The sequence below is a fragment of the Mucilaginibacter sp. genome, assembly GCF_036568825.1.
GTDB lineage: Bacteria > Bacteroidota > Bacteroidia > Sphingobacteriales > Sphingobacteriaceae > Mucilaginibacter.
Genome location: NZ_DATCRU010000090.1, coordinates 26272 through 43680, shown reverse-complemented (window position 1 = coordinate 43680; position 17409 = coordinate 26272). Strand labels below are relative to the sequence as shown.

The window sequence follows — 17409 nt, the reverse complement described above, 5'->3', positions numbered from 1 at the left end:
GTTTTGCTTGTTTGAAATTGAAACATATCTGTTACATTTGATCTCCATCAACCACCTACTAAATGAGAAACAGTATGCATAGAGACCCTGCTGCGGGTCACTACATTGTACCTTTTGCCGGCAAATACCCCAATAATTCTGTCACTTCAATTATTGGAAATTATGCGCGATTATGATCTGCTGACGGACGGGGAACTAACAGATCTTTTAAAATCAAACAACAGAAGCGCATTTACCGAAATCTATAACAGGTACTGGAAACGATTATTCGGGATTGCCGCCAATAAGATAAAAGATCTGAACGAAGCCGAGGAAATTGTTCAGGACATTTTTGTGTCGCTCTGGCGCAGAAGAGATGACCTGTCGGACATTATTTCCCTGAGTTCCTATTTGGCCGTTTCAGTCAAATACCGTGTGATCAAGACTTTGGAAAAGCAGAACAATGCACAAAAATATGCTGATTATTATGAGTATGTAATGAGCATGGCAGATAACTCTACCGAAGAATGGATGGAGTTTGAGGAGCTGAAAACTCAATTAGCTCAATTTGTGGGTGAACTGCCTGAGAAATGCCAATTAGTATACAAAATGAGTCGTGAATCGGGTTTCCCGCAAAAAAGGATTGCCGAAGAATTAGGTATTTCAGAAAAAACGGTTGAAGCGCATCTTGGCAAAGCTTTGAAAATATTACGCACACGGCTGAGCCAGTTTCTTTTATAAAATCTTAAATTTTTTTTTTCTCCGGCACTAAGGGATTTGGTTTGTTCAGGAGACTTACTATTAAAACCTGTTGAATGAACAGCCAGTCTGACGAAAAACATTATCGGGAACTTGCCCAAAAATGGCTTGATGGAACCATTACTTCTGCCGAAAAGCAGGAGTTTGCAGCATGGTATAATGCAGATCAGGATGCCCCGGTAGATATCCCGTCGGAATTCGCAGAGAGTGAGGAAGTTCTCCGCGAGCGTATCCTGGATAAGATAAACAGCAGAATTTTCAATAAAACTTCAGGCACAGGGAAAAAGGCGCTAGTCTGGCTGGGTTCAATAGCTGCAGGTTTGGCCGTGCTTTTTATGGCAGCGGTTATTCATTTTCATTTAAAAAAGCATCAATCCCAATCTTTTGCCGCCGGTTATCAAAAGCCTAAGGTAAATGATGTAGCACCAGGTGGCGATAAAGCGATGCTGACGCTAGCCGATGGCTCAAAGGTAGTTTTGACCGACGCAAAAAACGGGGTAGTCGCCAGCCAGGGAATCACCACACTTAACAAGACAAAAGATGGGCAATTGGTTTATCAAGCGGATCAGTCATCAAAAACTGCCCCGGTTGTTTATAATACCATTACCACACCTAAAGGCGGTCAGTTCCAGGTGGTATTGAGTGATGGCACCAAGGTATGGCTCAATGCAGCATCGTCCATTACTTTCCCGACAACCTTTTCAGCAACAGAACGAAAAGTAACCATTACCGGCGAGGTATATTTTGAAGTCGCCAAAAATATGCAGGTCCCGTTTAGGGTAGTTACCGGCAAGCAGGAGGTGGAAGATGTTGGCACTTGTTTCAATATAAATGCGTATGACGATGAACGGTCGATCACAACAACCCTGGTAGAAGGAGCGGTAAAGATATCGTCAGGGCAGCAATCAGCTCTGTTAAAACCTGGTCAGCAGGCAAAACTTTCCAATCAGGAATCAGGGTCCATCAATGTGAGAAATGTGGACACCGAAACTGTGCTTGCATGGAAGAACGGCAATTTCGAGTTTGAAAGCGAAGAATTACATGCCATTATGCGCCAGGTAGCCCGGTGGTATGATATAAAAGTTATTTACGAAGGCGACGTAAAACCAAGGCGCTTCACAGCAAGTGTTCCACGAAATGTTAACCTATCCAAATTGCTGGAGATGTTAAAGTTTATGGGCGTCAATTTTAAGATAGATGGGCAAGCCGTAGTGGTTTCCCCTTAGGCCGATCATAAAACTACAGCCTAAACATTTCACAATTAAACCAGCATTACTCCGGTTGCATTACACCAATTGTTAAACATAAACATATACCGATGAAGAAACCCATACAAAGAGCCCCCTGAAAACCGGGAAGGTAACGCAAAAGACACTTAAAAATAAAAGCCGGGGAGCATTGCAGTGCCCGCCCGGCGTACGTCTGGGTTACCCGTTCCTACAATCGACAAATTGAAAAAACCAAGTTAAAAACCCAAACACTACAAACTTATGAAATTAAAAGGTAAGGCTTTGCCTGTGCACAGGTATGGTCTGTTCAAAATTCTATTAGCTATGAAGCTAACAGCCATTTTTATGCTTGTAAGCCTGGTTAGCGTAAGCGCCAAAACATTTAGCCAGGGTATCAGGATCCATCAAAATCAAATATCTGTAGATAAAGTGCTAAAGCTGATCAAAAAGCAAAGCGGCTACAGTTACCTGTATGAGGATGATGTTGTTTCAAGAACGATCAAACTTGATGTCGACGTCGATAATGCCACCGTTGAAGAAACGCTTAACCGCTGTTTCAAAGATCAGCCGTTGACGTATAAAATATTTGAGAAAACCATCGTCATAAAAGCAAGGCCACAGCCTGTAAAAGCAGCTTCGGTTGCTATAAAAGTGCAGGGAACCGTAAGTGACGAGAAAGGCCTGCCGCTTCCCGGGGTATCTGTCAAAGTTAAAGGCACCTCGGCAGGGACAGTGACGGATGCCAACGGAAAATACTCGCTCGCCAATGTGGATGGCAGCGCCACATTAGTATTCAGCTTCATTGGCTACAACACCCAGGAAGTAGCGGTAAGTAACCGGGAGCTGATCGATGTGAAATTGGCTGAAGCATCCAAAGAACTTAATCAGGTCGTAGTAGTTGGTTACGGTACACAAAAAAGAGTTGACCTTACCGGTGCCGTAGGTAGCGTGAGCAGTAAACAATTGCAGGAGCGGCCTGCCCAAACGGTAGAAGAAGAGCTTGCCGGTAAAATTGCCGGTGTCAACGTTTCGACAAACTCAGGTGCACCAGGCGGCGAAACCAAGATCAGGATACGCGGCTACAGTTCCATCAATACCAGCACCGATCCGCTTTATGTTGTGGATGGTGTAGTTTGGACGGAAGGCGGTTCATCCATCAACCCAAATGATATAGCAACTATCGATGTGCTTAAAGATGCATCTTCCACAGCCATATACGGTACACGTGGTGCTAACGGTGTAATTCTGATCACCACAAAAAGAGGCAGTAAAACTGGCGGTTCTGTTAATTACGATGCTTACGGAAGCATAAGCACAATGGCAAAGGAGCTGAAGGTGCTGAATGCCAAACAATTCCTGGCAGTTGAAGACCAATCTTATGCAAACATCAAAAAATATGACCCGGCTGGCTGGGCCGCAGGTAAATATACTGACGATGATCCTAAGGTGATCCGTACCGCGCTGATCGGTAAATTATTTGACGCTAACCTAAACCCTTTGTATGACGTGGACTGGCAAAAAGCAACCACACGTACTGCATACAGCCAAAACCACAACCTTTCGTTTACCAACGGTACAGAAACTCTGAATTACGGATTATTCTTAAACTACGGCGATGACGAGGGTATCATCCTCAATAGCTACCAGAAACGCTACAATGCCCGCCTGACTATTGACAACCAGGTAAAGAAATGGCTGAAAGTTGGCGCAACCCTTAATTATGATTACAGGGAAGTGCGCACAGCAGATGATGGTACCGGTGGCAACAATATTCCTCGTATGCTGATCGAGATGATCCCGATCATCCCGATCAGGTATCCTGACGGCAGCTATGGCAAACGTACCGATTATCCAAACATGGAAGGTGGCGATAACCCTGTTGCGCAGGCAAATGAGATCAAGTCATTGTTCTACTACCGCGTGTTCAGCGGCAACGGCTATGCTGATTTCAACATATTGCCCGGCCTTGACCTTCGCAGTACCATCGGCGTTACTACATCAAGCAACACGAACCCGCACTTTCAAAGCGGCCTGGTGGGTGGTTCAACAGCTAACCAAACTTACAGTTCTGCTTCCATCAACCAATATAACAACACCTTCTGGCAATGGGAAAACCACTTGACCTATAACAAGACATTTGGTAAGGATCATACCTTAAATGCTGTTGCCGGGGTCGAACTGCAAAACTTTTCACAATTAAGCTCTTATGGTTCTACCCAGGACCTTTCCGACAATTACTACGAATACTTTAATCTTGGCGGCGGTCAAATACCGGGGATACCTACCTCGGGTTATGATGCATGGCAAATGCGGTCGTTCTTCGGTCGTGTAAATTATAGTTACAAAGATAAATACCTGGTAACTGTAACCGGACGCGAAGACGGATCATCGCGTTTTGGAACGAATGTTAAAAACGGTTTCTTCCCTTCTGCGGCCGTAGCCTGGAGAATATCGCAGGAAGATTTCCTGAAGGATAACAAAACTATCTCCGACCTGAAACTGAGATTAAGCTATGGCTTAACAGGGAACTCCGAAATTGGAGAATACCGTTCGCCGGCGAATATCAATACCAACAATTATCCGTTTAACAACAGCCAGTCGATCGGAACAAGCCTGACCAGCATCGGCAATAATCAATTGGCCTGGGAAAAAACTGCAGAGTATGATTTGGGTGTGTCATTCGGATTATTCAATAACCGTATCAATGTAGAAGCAGACGCATTCCTGAAACGGACACGGGCATTATTGCTCAATGCGCCACTGCCTGAAACAAGCGGATTCAGTTCTGTATTTGAGAATATTGGACGCTTGCAGAATAAAGGCATCGAGTTGACACTAAATACGGAGAATATCAGGTCCGATAATTTTTCATGGAATACCTCATTTAATATTTCATTCCTGAAAAATAAGATATTAAATCTTGGCGCCTCTAACGACGATATATTCCTTGATCCAACTTTCCTGTCTCAATTTAACCTGATGCGGGTAGGTTTACCTGCCGGTACTTTTTGGGGATATAAAGTGTTAGGCACATGGGGAACTGCTGAAGCTAATGAGGCAGCAAAATATGGCCTGTTACCCGGTGACCTGAAAATATGGGATAAAAATGGTGACGGCAAGATCACTGCTGATGATAAGACTGTCTTAGGAAAATCCACACCTGATGGCTACGGTACTTTCACCAACAGCTTTAAATACAAAAACTTCGATTTTGCTGTCGAACTGCAGTTCGATTATGGCAACCAGGTCATGAACCTGACCCGCCACTCAGGCCAGGACCGTACCGGTCAGGCAAACAGCTACGCTACCGTACTCAACGCCTGGACGCCAACTCACCAGAATACAGACATTGCCGAAGACAGGCCTGCCTATGTAAGGTATCAGACCGAAATTTACTCCACTAAAGTAGAAGATGGTTCATTCATCCGCGGCAAGATGGTGACTTTGGGATACACCTTCCCGCAAACCACCACAAAGAAAATTGGCATGAGCCGTTTGAGGCTGTATTTACAGGCACAAAACCTGTTCCTGATCACCAAATACACTGGTTACGATCCTGAAACATCCACTTACAACGGATCGAGCAACTTTACCCAGGGCATACAGTTTTACGATTATCCAAAACCGAGAACCTTCCTGTTTGGTGTTAACGCAAGTTTTTAACCTAGCTTAAGTAAAAGATCATGAATTTAAATTATAAAAAATTTTGGGTGGGTTATTTCTTAATAATCCTTTCATTGGTGATAAGCAGTTGCAATAAATACCTTGACGAAAAAGACAAGAGCAACTTTATAAAAGACAATTATTTCACTTCAGGCTCGCAGGCGCAGACTTTTGTTAATGGCATATACACGCAGTTGCATCTTTTTCAAAACGGGGACGCTTATGGTGAAAGTCCGTTTATTACGATGGAACTGTTTGCAGGCCACGCCACCTCATTAGGGCAAAGTGTCAATAACGGCAACGTGATCAATCAGCGTACCGATGCCGTTAACCCCGGATTTGAAGATGTCTGGAAAAACAGTTACAATGCCATCGCTAATGCTAACCTGGCCCTTGAGCGCATTCCCGGCATCAGTATGGATGGAGATTTGAAGAGCAAGCTATTAGGGGAGACTTACTTTTTACGCGCATTCTTTTATTACCACCTGGTAAGATTATATGGCGATGTGCCTTTGATCACAACCAGTGTTTCAGTGGGCAGCCCGGATCTTTATCCTTCCCGTACATCGACTGAAAAAGTTTATGAACAGATCATAAACGATCTGCAAGCAGCTGAAAATTCAAAGTTGCCGGAAACCGATCAAACCGGCAGAGTATCACTCGGCGCGGTAAGAACCTTACTAGCCAGCGTGTACCTGACCACAGCAGGGTATCCTTTGCAAAAAACTGCAAATTATGCGCTGGCAGCTGCGGAAGCTCAAAAAGTATTGACTGATTATACCCTTTTTACAGACTATGCTTTTCTGCACGATAATGCCCATAAAAACCAGGGAGAGCTGATCTTCCAGGGTCAATACCTTGTTGGTGTGGCTACAAATGCTATACCGCAATTAACCATCCCTTTTAACTTGCCTGTTGGCGCATATGGTGACCATCTTGGAGCAATGATCCCAACCAATGCATTTTTTGCCAGTTATGAGGCAGGAGATTTGCGTGCTAAAGAACGCCAGTTTTACTTTTCGAGTTACCCGCAATATGGCGATACCACAAAGACAGTTGTTTTTGGCGAACACGCGCTTTATAAATTCTTCCACTTAGAAAGCGCTCTTGGAAATGGTCAGAGTGATGAAAACTGGACATTCTTACGTTTACCCGAAGCCATGCTGATCTATGCAGAGGCAAGCAACGAAGTTAGCGGTCCAACCCAGGCAGCCTACGACCAGGTAAATAAGATAAGAGCAAGGGCACAACTGCCTGCCTTAAGCGGCCTAACCCAGGCCCAATTCCGCGAAGCTATCTGGAAAGAGCGCTATCATGAACTAGCTTATGAAGATAAGGCCTATTTCGATATACAACGCACGCACATGATCTACGATGTCGTGAACAATAAGTTTGGCGACGCCTTTACAACACCAAATGAACAAGGCGTAACCATGAAACAACAATATTTATTATGGCCTATCCCACAACGGGAAATGAATACGAACAACAAGCTCACTCAAAACCCTGGCTGGTAATGAGTAACGGGTTAAATCAAAAGAAGCTGTCCAAGTGGACGGCTTCTTTTGATTATAGGAACAGAAGAATAAAAGACGCCGCTATATTTTTCTCTCGATCTTAACGTTGTCTATCTTTAACCTAAAGATAAACACCCGCTTACATGAACCTGGAAGTTGATAAACAAACTTTAACGGACTTAGCGCTTCTTCACAACAATCAGCAAAAACAGTCGGTATTTGCATTGCTGGGTAAAACGCGGACAATCGGAGGGCATGAGATGTTATCTGCTATGTTTAACAACCCTTTAAGTGATGCGGAGGAAATCAAAGGGCGGATTGCCGTTTTTGTTTACCTGGAATCTAACGAGATCAATTTTAATATAAACAAGAATACCTGTGACTTTGCCGAATTTTACTTAAAGGGATACAGTCCTGATCAAAAACCTTCGCTTTTGATGGATCTTCTGAGCAGGATCGGTTACACCTTCAAGAATAAAAGTGACCGTTATGTCATTCGGCAGGGAGTTACCAGCGTTTTAAAATTACTGGACGAACTGCGGCAGTTTGCAGATCATTTACCCGAAGATGCACCGGAAGTGTTGCTGGCATTCAAATCAGGAATTACTAATTTTTATCAAAAATTTGATCTTGAATGGATTATAAGCAAAAGAGATAGGGAAAGACTTACGGCAGCAGAGATTGCTAAAACAAACCATCTATTCAGAAATACAGCTCGTACTGAGGTAAAACATCTGTTGGATACCATTTACCAATTAGACGCCTACCTAACGGTAGCTGCAAATAGCAAAGCCAGGGGTTTTACCACACCGGTAATAGATGAAAATGATGAACCTGCTTTGGTTTTTAAAGGATTGTTCCATCCATTCATTGAGCAACCTGTCAGTAATAGTATTGATTTCAGCGTTCAAAAGAATATTTGCTTCGTTACTGGAACCAACATGGCTGGGAAATCTACCTTGCTTAAAGCTATGGGAATAGCTGTTTATCTTTCACAATTGGGCTTTCCTGTTCCGGCAGCTTACATGAAGACCAGCCTGTTTAACGGACTGATCACCACGATCAATTTATCGGATAACATAGATCAGGGACATAGCCATTTTTATGGTGAAGTATTGCGGGTAAAACAGGTGGCACAAATGGTTAACCAATCAAAACATGTCTTTGTCATTTTTGACGAGCTTTTCCGCGGAACTAATGTAAAAGATGCATTTGATGCTTCTTCGGCTATTATCGCAGCATTTGCAGGCGTCAAAAGTTGCTTTTTTGTAGTATCGACCCACATTGTAGAAGTAGCACATCAATTGGCAAAGAATGACAGTATTAATTTCAGGTATATGGAAACTACTTTTACAGGCGACAGTCCTGTCAATAGCTACCAGTTGAAAGAAGGAATTACCGAAGAACGCTTAGGTATGTGGACCGTCAACAATGAAAGAATACTGGAAATTATTAAGGGGGCCAAGTGACCAAACGATAAAAGGCCGACTTTCAACGGCCTTTTCTTCAATCTCCTATTGTCTTTCAAGTTATTTACTTTAAAAAACTGTTCAGATAACCTAATATGGTGTTCGTCTGCATCATCAGGCTGACATGGCTTTGTGAAGGAACAATGGCCAATTGCGATTTTGGCATCGGCGCCATATCCGCAACAACACCGCCGCCCAATAATTTATAGGTTTTTGCCAGCTCAACTTTATCCAGTCCGTCATTGTCGCCGGCTATGATTAATACAGGTGCAGAAATTTTAGAAATGTTGGCGTCACCAAAGTCGAATGGCTCCTGGGCGAAAGCGATCATCTGCTCAATAAACTTTGTCCAATTTGTTTTATCGGGCGCCACTGCATCATAGGCGGTTTTCATTGGGGTGTTTGCAAAAAATTCAGGCTTAAATGATTTAAATGCATTGGCTACTTCGGGCAGCCAGCCACTACTTTTATAAGTAGAAGAAATGATCACTAATTTTCTTAACCGTTTAGGACTTTGTATAGCAAACTTATAAGCTACAGAACCACCCATACTATATCCTACTACATCTGCACTGTCAATCTTCAGGTAGTCCATTACGCCTTCCACATCACTTGCCATAGCAGCATGCGATAATTTTCTGTCTGAATATGGGGTGTGCCCATGTCCCTGCATTTCAATGGCAATTACTTTTCTTGTCTTTGCAAGCTCAGGAATTATTTGGCTCCAGTTCCCCTCGATGGTCATAAAAGCGCCATGTATCAAAACTACAGGCCTGCCCTCGCCATAAACCTCGTAATAAACTTTGATGCCATTAACAGGTGCGTAGCCGCTGGCGGAGGGTTTAAGTTGTTGTGCGTTAGACTGAAATATTGTAAGAAAAAGCATGACAATTATTAATGCCGGTTGGAGGATATCAGATACTTTGAATACTCTTTTCATGACAAGCTATTTAAGTTGTTTGACTTTGTTGACAATACAAATATCGAAAGCATTTCAGGATTTCAAGCTGTATAAAAACGACGAACTTACGGGTGGATCGCGACAAAATATTGCCGTTATATACTATAATAGAAAAATTATCAAGTGTTCCTTCGTCGGTGCATGTATGCCCTTTAGCTTTTTACAATAAAATTAAAATTGCCTTCTATTTTGGCAATACGGTCACAATTACTCTTTTGTAACGGGTTAAAGCTGGAGTGCCTTTGTCGGTAACTTTTAAAATAAAATGTAAATTTACTGCGCTATCAACAACGGGAGCAGTAACCGGCACATCATACAAATTGGGCGAATAAGGCGCAAAACTCACATGACTTTTGTAGGTGCCTGCTTCGGGATATTGAAACCATAGATAACTCAATGAATCACCGTCTGGATCAGTTGTACCAACTGCGCTTAGATGGAATTGTTCGCCTGATTTTACCGTCATTTTTTCACCGCTTGCAACTCTTGGCACAGGCGGGTGATTACATTCTTTATAGCTTTTAGTAGTCCACTGCATACGTGCAGCAAAGTCATTCTGATACTCCACTCGCCAGCGCCATATAGTTGCCTGGTTGCTGTTGTACCCTTTTTTATCAACGGGAGAAATTAAAGAATCAGAGGCATTGGTCCAGATTGGCCTTGTTTCCGGTTCATCCTTCGGCCAGTTATCACGGTGGAACCTGCCGGTATTGGAATCCTCAAATTGCGGCAGGTACAATTCATATCTTCCGCCCCAACCACCGTAGTTAGGATGTTCAGGATTATTTAAACCATTGCTGATCAGATTCAAAAAACTGGGTGAATCACCTTCCATACCATAAGCCACGTCGGGATAAGCAGCGCCCATCGGTCCGTGCCCTTGTTGTATGTTTTTTGCCAGCCATTCGTTTGATACAACCTCTGTGTTCGATCCCGGCATACCGAACGACATACCCAGCCAGGTGGCTTTTCCGTAATTATAGCCGGGCGTCACTACAAAGAATATAGAAGGGAAAGTTTTCCTGATCCATGGCCCGCTGTCGTCCTGATCCGAAATAGTATGTACCCGAACTTTCTTGTAAATCTTTTCAGCCTCCTGAGCAGGCAGGTTATTTTTTATTTTCCATAACGCTTGCGCTAAAGTGTTAGGGCCGCCCCAAACAGCAAACCATACCGGACGATCATCATTCTTCCTTAACACGTTCACAATCCATTCCGAGCCTTGTGAATCATGTCCCTGACCCACACCCTCCATACCATACACTGCAAGGCCCTTTTTCACTTTGGCTTTTAATACCAATGCGGTAGGGTATCCAGGTTCGTGTTTGAGCAGATTGGGCTGAACTTTTTCGTAGGCATCTAATACCTTCAATATACTCTCAGGCGCGACGCGTGTTTTTTGGTGGATGGATGTTGTGGCGATCAAACCTTCCACATCCCACTGGTTACAATAAGTCAGGAAACGCACCATCGATTCCGTATCGTCTGGGTCGGCTTCAATATCTGTTAGGACTACGACTCTTAATTTTTCCGGTGCCTGAGCAGATAATACTGATGGCATGCTTAACAAAAGTGCTGTTACAAATGGCAGTAAAAGTTTAACCCTTTTCATAACTTAAATTTGGTGAATGTGTGTTATTAAGTTTAAATAAAACAAAATATATTGAAAATAAAGGGGAAAATCGTTGATCAAAACCTAAGAAACTACCTGCGTGTAACCGTCGGTTAACATTTTTATACCTAGAATGAACTTTTTGTATCACAGCGTTGCATTAATAATCCGGTAGTTTTGGAGCAAACCAATTATAGGATGGCAAAGAATTATTGCATTCCTGTTAGTAACAGTTTATTATAAAATATTAGAATAAAAATCCGTAATATCAGGATCGAAAAATGAGATTGAAAATTACTGCCCTGAATTTTTTTAAACTACTTTCTTTATCGGCCGCTTTTGTGTGTTTTAATGCAATTGCTGCGTTCGCAACCGTTAAATCGTACCAGGTTAAATCAAACGAAGTCGTCTTTAAACTCGATAAAGGCCTGATGAAAATTGTGATCTGCAAAGATGATGTGATCGAAGTGAAATACACCATTTTTGATGAGTTCCCGAAATTCAATTCCCTGATTATCGATCATAAATGGCAACCAACGACTTTTAAATTCGATCAGGATAAAACCAACTATACCATCACTACTCAGCGATTGAAGATCCTCATTAGCAAAGCTACCAACGCTATTACTTATAAAAACCTGAAAGGTGAAACAATCACCTCAGAAGATTCGGAAAATAAAACAATGAAGGCTGCTACTGTAGCAGGTATAGAAACCTATAATGTCAGCACACAGTTTAACTCGCCCTCAAACGAAGCACTTTACGGCCTGGGTTGTCATCCTGAAGATAGTTTATCCATTAATTATAAAGGGCGAAACCAGGATCTGGCCATCCGGTACATGACCGGCGCTATTCCTGTGCTTCTATCTACAAACGGTTACGGCTTGATGTGGGACAACTATTCAGCCTCGAATTTTTATGGCACGGTTGATAATAACACCAAATTCAAATACGTATCGGAGAGCGGTAAGCAGGTAGATTACTATTTCTTCTACGGCCCCGATTTTGACCAGATCATTAACCTGTACCGCATAGCTACCGGCAAAGCACCTATGTATGCGAAATGGGCGTTCGGGTTGTTCCAGTCGCAGGACAGGTATATGAGTCAGAAGGAAATCTTATCTGTTAAAGATAAATATCGCGATAATCATATCCCGGTAGATGTGATCGTACAGGATTGGTATTACTGGGACCCGCTACCTATCGGTTCACACGTAATGAAACCTGAGCGCTATCCTGATCCGAAAGCGATGATGGACGAATTGCATAAGGCGCACATTCATGGCATGATTTCCATCTGGCCGGTATTTGGAAAAGGCACCAAAAACTACGATGCGCTTGAGAAAATGGGCGGATTGACCAGCATCACCTGGGATAATATCGTTACCCATACTTTTGATACTTATTATGATGCGCACAACCCCAAAGCCCGCGAGCTTTACTGGCAGCAGGCTCGCGACAGCCTGGTAAAACGCTATGGCTGGGATGCCTGGTGGATTGATCAATGCGAACCGGATAATGGCACTCTACTCGATGCCCGTCGTCAGGCAACATTTTATACCGGCAGAGGGATAGATTACTTCAACACCTACTCGCTGGAACACACCAAGGGAATTTACCAGGGCTGGCGCAGAGATATCCCTAATAAGCGGGCATACTTCCTTGCAAGGCAATCATTTGCGGGAGTTCAGCGTAATGCATCCACTTTATGGTCGTCGGATATCTTTTGCTCGTTTAAGGCTTTCAAAGAGCAGGTGCCGCAAGGTATTAATGCCTGTGCATCAGGTATACCGTATTGGACGTCGGATATAGGCGGCTACCAATACCATTGGAAAGCCCCGGATTGGTCAAAGCCTGAATTCAGGGAATTGTTTACACGCTGGTTCCAGTTTGGCGCATTCTGCCCAATATTCCGTATTCATGGCAAGGGCGAACGCGCCTTGTTCTCCGACAATTGGGATGCGGATACCAAAGCTATACTGCTGAAATATGACAATCTGCGGTACAGATTGCTGCCTTATATCTATTCTCTGGCTGGACGTGTAACTATTGATAATTATACTATCATGCGTTCGCTGTCTTTTGATTTTAGAAAAGACCCTAACACTTATAGTATTCCTGATCAGTACATGTTTGGTCCGGCATTTTTGGTAAACCCGGTAACCGCAGAAGGCGAAAAGGAAAGAAAAGTTTATCTACCCAAGACAAAATGGTACGACTTCTGGACAGGAGAAGAACTCAATGGCGGGAAAACAATTGACGCACCTGCGCCAATAGCCACTATGCCGCTTTATGTTAAAGCGGGTTCAATTATCCCCATGGGCCCAGAAATGGAATACGCTACCCAAAAGCCTGCCGATAAGATCGAATTACGCATTTATCCCGGCGCCGATGGCTCTTTCAAAATGTATGAAGATGAGAACGACAATTACAATTACGAAAAAAGTGCCTACGCCACTTTCACTATCACCTGGAAGGATAAAGCCCACGAGTTGGTGATATCCAACACCAAAGGAAATTTTCCCGGAATGCTAAAACATCATACATTTAATGTGGTACTTGTTAGGAAAGACAAGGGTACAGGCGTTACCATTGCACAAAAATTTGATACGGTGGTACAGTATTCCGGCAAAGCTATAGTAGTGAAACTGTAAGAAGATATATAAAAACTAAAAACATGTCATTTCGAATCCATAGAATGGGTTAAGCGATGGGGCGGGTGAGAACTTATACGCCTTGTATAGCGGACTTTGCATAGCGCAGAAGATTTCTCCTCACTCTACTGCGCAAATTCTCCGCTGGTTCGTCCGAATGATAAATTTATTTTAAAAAATGACAAAAGCTATATTTTTTTGCCTCGCGTTTGTTTGGTGCGGCAGTATATTCGCCCAAACTACAATGCCAAAAATCATCGAAAAAGATGGTCGCCATGCACTATTGGTAGATGGCAAACCTTTTCTGATGCTGGGTGGTCAAGCTCACAATTCAAGCGGTTGGCCAGGCATGATGCCAAAAGTATGGCAGGCTGTGAAATTGATGCACGCGAATACGCTGGAAATTCCGATTTATTGGGAGCAGATTGAGCCACAGCGCGGAAAGTTTAATTTTTCTATTGTCGATACTTTGCTTACACAAGCGCGTCAACATAAAGTGCGTTTGGTACTGCTTTGGTTTGGCACCTGGAAAAACGGCAGCAGTCATTATATGCCCGGATGGATGAAGGAGGAGCCGGCCAAATATCCAAATATCACCGGGAAAAATGGTCAGCCTATTGATTCGCCTTCGCCACACATCAAAGCGACTTTGGAAGCTGACATCAATGCATTTTCAGCAGTAATGCGCTACTTAAAAAAAGCAGACCCGCAGCATACGGTGATCATGATGCAGGTAGAAAATGAATCAGGCTCATGGGGAAGCGTGCGTGATTATTCCACCATCGCTCAAAAATTATTTGAGGAACCTGTGCCCGCTGAACTTTTAAAACCCGAAGTACTAAAAGCATTAAATGTACCTGAAGGCTCACAAGGCACATGGGCAAAAGTATTTGGCGACCGCGCCGATGAATATTTCCAGGCCTGGTCAATCGCGCGTTTTGTTGGACAGGTGGCCGCTGCCGGTAAAAAGGAATACCCATTGCCGATGTATACCAACGCGGCCCTTCGTGACCCGCTGACTAACCCGCCTGCGACCAATTACGAAAGCGGTGGCCCTACAGATAATGTGATCCCGATATGGAAAGCTGCAGCTCCGGCAATCGATCTGGTTGCGCCTGACATCTATTTATCAGGTAGCGAAAGAATACTAAAAGTGATCGAATTATATGACCGGCCGAATAATGCACTTTTTGTTCCAGAAGCAGGTTTAAGTCCAGAGAAGGCAAGATACCTGTATGATGTTCTTGCTCATGGCGGCATTGGTTTTTCGCCATTCGGAATAGATGATAACGGGAGAGACTTAACGGAAACAGAAGTTAAAACCGAACTTGCGCCTTTCGCGCAGGACTATGAGGCATTATCGTCCATGATGCCGGAACTGGCAAAATGGTCATTTGAAGGAAAAGTAAAAGCTGTTGTTGAGCATGAAGATCACGCGGATCAAACAGTCGACCTGGGCGCATGGCAGGCAATAGTAACTTTCGGTACCCGTCGGGGAGGAGAAAAGTTCCAGAATAAAGAGCCTCACGGAAAAATGATGATCGTTCAGTTAGGCGAAAATAAATTTGTATTGATCGGTTCACTTTGCCATATCACCTTTCATCCAACGGGTAAAAATACCGGCAAGGCATGGCAATATCTTAAAGCTGAAGAGGGAAGTTACCATAACGGAACATTCAAACCATTGCGCATACTTAACGGCGATGAAACCGATTGGGGCGGCCCAGCTTTTGGTGTGAAACCGACTGTTGTGCAAACTGCATTGATTACACGTTAAAAAAATATCCCCTCCATTTTGCTTGCAAAAGGGAGGGTGGTCGAGCGTAACAATGACCGGGTGGGTAAAATATGCGAGCTGCATAGGGTTGTAACTTATTTTTCGCCAATTAATTGTTTAATATACAATTATGGATCCGGGCATAATCATGCTCGGTTAGTATCAAAATAACAATTGGTTAATCCTTCCTTAATATTCCTCGGTGTACTTTTGACACCGAAACTTATGAAGACCTTTTTGATACTTGGGCTTATTTTAGCCCCATCTCTCTTTTTATCGGATGTACATATGTCCATAAAAAAGCAAACAACAGTTGACTCATTGGGTGCCTGCCAGGGCATATCGTATCAAAATGGCAAGGCCTTTCTGTATGGAGACCGGGAGGTGGGTATGATCAGGCAATTCCATTTTTATAACGACAGTTTAATTTATGATGGAAAAGAATGCAGGCTGACTGTTGATGGAAATGATGTAATTAACCATCCAACCGGGATAGCTTACCATGGCAATTTACCTGTTTTTATGGGTAACTCCATCCGCCTTAATAAAGAAGGCACGTCCTGGAAAGCTGTGATCTATAGCATAAACTGGAATGGTTTATGGAAAACAGGCACATTGGACGGGAACCTGCTTAATACGATTGAAGATGATGCCTGCATACAAGGTACCCGGCCTGAGTATGTGAAGTATCAAAACAAGTGGTATGTTGCCACGGCCGATTATGGTAATCATGGTAATGAAGTACGTCTTTATGATCCGGAGCGTTTAAGCAAATGTTCAAAAACCAGCGAAGCGGGAGTATTATACAAAAAGTTCACCTGTACACCCTGGGTGCAAAACTTATATTACCTGGCGGATAAGGGGATCCTGGTACTGATCCAAAATCAGATCGAAGGCCGCAAATGGCGCTTCACTTATGTCGATCTTGAAAAATCTATCCAAACAGGCCGGCAACAGGTTATAAAAGAAGTAAATGTTGATGAACGGGCTGATGAGCTGGAAGGATTTGCTTTTACCGGCAGTAATAGTAAGGGTGTCGCTGTAACATCATCCCGTAAAAACAATGTTAATTATATGGATATTGGCTGGTAGTAATAAATACAGGCGAATATCTTTTTGATAATATGCCCTTAATTGACTATTGATAATGGGGAGATAGATTTGTGGCTTTAAATTCAGGCAATATGGTATATCAAAATTTATCAGAAGAATTGCTGTTGATCAAATGCGGTAATGATGATGCAGGGGCGTTCCGGGAAATTTACCATCGGTATAAAGAGTTTGTATATGCTGTCGTCGCCGCCCGGGTTGAAGATGAGGACGAAGCAAAAGATGTGGTTCAGGATATTTTTACAAATTTATGGGCATCCCGCGCCGGGCTTCATAGTTTAAAAGATTTTAAACCCTGGTTATATGTTTTAAGCAGGAACCAGGTTATATCTACCTACCGGAGAAAGAATATACGCATCAGGGGAGAAGCCTATCTGCTGCAACAACTTTCTGAAATCGAACTTTCAGCCGAAGATCGCCGCCTGGCAAAAGAACTTAATAGTACGATAGATCATGTTGTGGGGCAATTGCCTGAAACGATGCGGCATTGCTATAATTTAAGTAAAAATGAAGGCAAACGGAATGGTGAAATTGCCGGCATTCTGAATATTTCTGAAAAGACAGTCCGGAATAACGTTTCAGAGGCTTTGAAACGCCTTAAATTAAAATTACAAAATAGCCATCCCGAATTGCTGATACTTTTATTGATCCCGGTTTTCTGCGCCTGATCCCTCTTATC

Annotated in this window: 11 protein-coding genes; 9 read left to right on the top strand and 2 right to left on the bottom strand. The window is 43.2% G+C overall.

Annotation, left to right across the window (positions count from 1 at the left end):
• Positions 1-162: 162 nt before the first annotated feature.
• From VIM89_RS19760 to VIM89_RS19740, 5 genes are all read left to right on the top strand, one after another.
• On the top strand, positions 163-720 hold the full coding sequence (locus tag VIM89_RS19760) for an RNA polymerase sigma-70 factor (protein WP_488157910.1): 558 nt from the start codon (positions 163-165) through the stop codon (positions 718-720).
• 74 nt (positions 721-794) lie between these two features.
• Complete coding sequence (locus VIM89_RS19755; protein ID WP_488157909.1) at positions 795-1964, top strand: FecR family protein; 1170 nt, start codon at positions 795-797, stop codon at positions 1962-1964.
• Positions 1965-2228: 264 nt separating this feature from the next.
• On the top strand, positions 2229-5630 hold the full coding sequence (locus tag VIM89_RS19750; protein WP_488157908.1) for a TonB-dependent receptor: 3402 nt from the start codon (positions 2229-2231) through the stop codon (positions 5628-5630).
• Between the two features lie 20 nt (positions 5631-5650).
• Entirely contained in the window at positions 5651-7147 is a 1497-nt protein-coding gene (locus tag VIM89_RS19745) for a RagB/SusD family nutrient uptake outer membrane protein (protein ID WP_488157907.1), read from the top strand.
• Positions 7148-7290: 143 nt separating this feature from the next.
• Complete coding sequence (locus tag VIM89_RS19740; protein ID WP_488157906.1) at positions 7291-8616, top strand: MutS-related protein; 1326 nt, start codon at positions 7291-7293, stop codon at positions 8614-8616.
• Positions 8617-8680: 64 nt separating this feature from the next.
• Here VIM89_RS19740 and VIM89_RS19735 read toward each other — a convergent pair whose 3' ends face one another.
• Positions 8681-9556 carry an alpha/beta fold hydrolase gene (locus tag VIM89_RS19735; RefSeq protein WP_488157905.1) on the bottom strand — a complete coding sequence of 292 codons (876 nt, stop codon included), beginning with the start codon at positions 9554-9556 and terminating at the stop codon, positions 8681-8683.
• A gap of 205 nt (positions 9557-9761) precedes the next feature.
• Positions 9762-11189, bottom strand: a complete 1428-nt coding sequence (locus VIM89_RS19730) for a DUF1593 domain-containing protein (RefSeq protein ID WP_488157904.1) — start codon at positions 11187-11189, stop codon at positions 9762-9764.
• A 281-nt stretch (positions 11190-11470) separates the two neighbouring features.
• On the opposite strand from VIM89_RS19730, the gene VIM89_RS19725 reads away from it, so the two are divergent.
• The 4 genes from VIM89_RS19725 to VIM89_RS19710 all read left to right on the top strand — a co-directional run bounded on the left by VIM89_RS19725 (position 11471) and on the right by VIM89_RS19710 (position 17398).
• Positions 11471-13843, top strand: a complete 2373-nt coding sequence (locus VIM89_RS19725; protein ID WP_488157903.1) for a glycoside hydrolase family 31 protein — start codon at positions 11471-11473, stop codon at positions 13841-13843.
• 244 nt (positions 13844-14087) lie between these two features.
• A complete protein-coding gene (locus tag VIM89_RS19720; RefSeq protein ID WP_488157902.1) occupies positions 14088-15620 on the top strand; it encodes a GH35 family beta-galactosidase in 1533 nt (510 codons plus the stop codon).
• A 288-nt stretch (positions 15621-15908) separates the two neighbouring features.
• The gene (locus tag VIM89_RS19715) at positions 15909-16712 is read left to right on the top strand and encodes a hypothetical protein (protein ID WP_488157901.1); all 804 of its coding nucleotides are present in this window, start codon (positions 15909-15911) and stop codon (positions 16710-16712) included.
• A gap of 92 nt (positions 16713-16804) precedes the next feature.
• Positions 16805-17398 (top strand): RNA polymerase sigma factor, encoded by a 594-nt coding sequence (locus VIM89_RS19710; protein ID WP_488157900.1) that lies wholly within the window; start codon positions 16805-16807, stop codon positions 17396-17398.
• The last annotated feature ends 11 nt before the right edge of the window (positions 17399-17409 follow it).

Coding starts and splice junctions, on each gene's coding strand:
- VIM89_RS19730 (WP_488157904.1), bottom strand. CDS start 11,189: ATGAAAAGGGTTAAACTTTTACTGCCATTTGTAACAGCACTTTTGTTA.
- VIM89_RS19745 (WP_488157907.1), top strand. CDS start 5,651: ATGAATTTAAATTATAAAAAATTTTGGGTGGGTTATTTCTTAATAATC.
- VIM89_RS19740 (WP_488157906.1), top strand. CDS start 7,291: ATGAACCTGGAAGTTGATAAACAAACTTTAACGGACTTAGCGCTTCTT.
- VIM89_RS19760 (WP_488157910.1), top strand. CDS start 163: ATGCGCGATTATGATCTGCTGACGGACGGGGAACTAACAGATCTTTTA.
- VIM89_RS19720 (WP_488157902.1), top strand. CDS start 14,088: ATGCCAAAAATCATCGAAAAAGATGGTCGCCATGCACTATTGGTAGAT.
- VIM89_RS19755 (WP_488157909.1), top strand. CDS start 795: ATGAACAGCCAGTCTGACGAAAAACATTATCGGGAACTTGCCCAAAAA.
- VIM89_RS19735 (WP_488157905.1), bottom strand. CDS start 9,556: ATGAAAAGAGTATTCAAAGTATCTGATATCCTCCAACCGGCATTAATA.
- VIM89_RS19710 (WP_488157900.1), top strand. CDS start 16,805: ATGGTATATCAAAATTTATCAGAAGAATTGCTGTTGATCAAATGCGGT.
- VIM89_RS19725 (WP_488157903.1), top strand. CDS start 11,471: ATGAGATTGAAAATTACTGCCCTGAATTTTTTTAAACTACTTTCTTTA.
- VIM89_RS19715 (WP_488157901.1), top strand. CDS start 15,909: ATGTCCATAAAAAAGCAAACAACAGTTGACTCATTGGGTGCCTGCCAG.
- VIM89_RS19750 (WP_488157908.1), top strand. CDS start 2,229: ATGAAATTAAAAGGTAAGGCTTTGCCTGTGCACAGGTATGGTCTGTTC.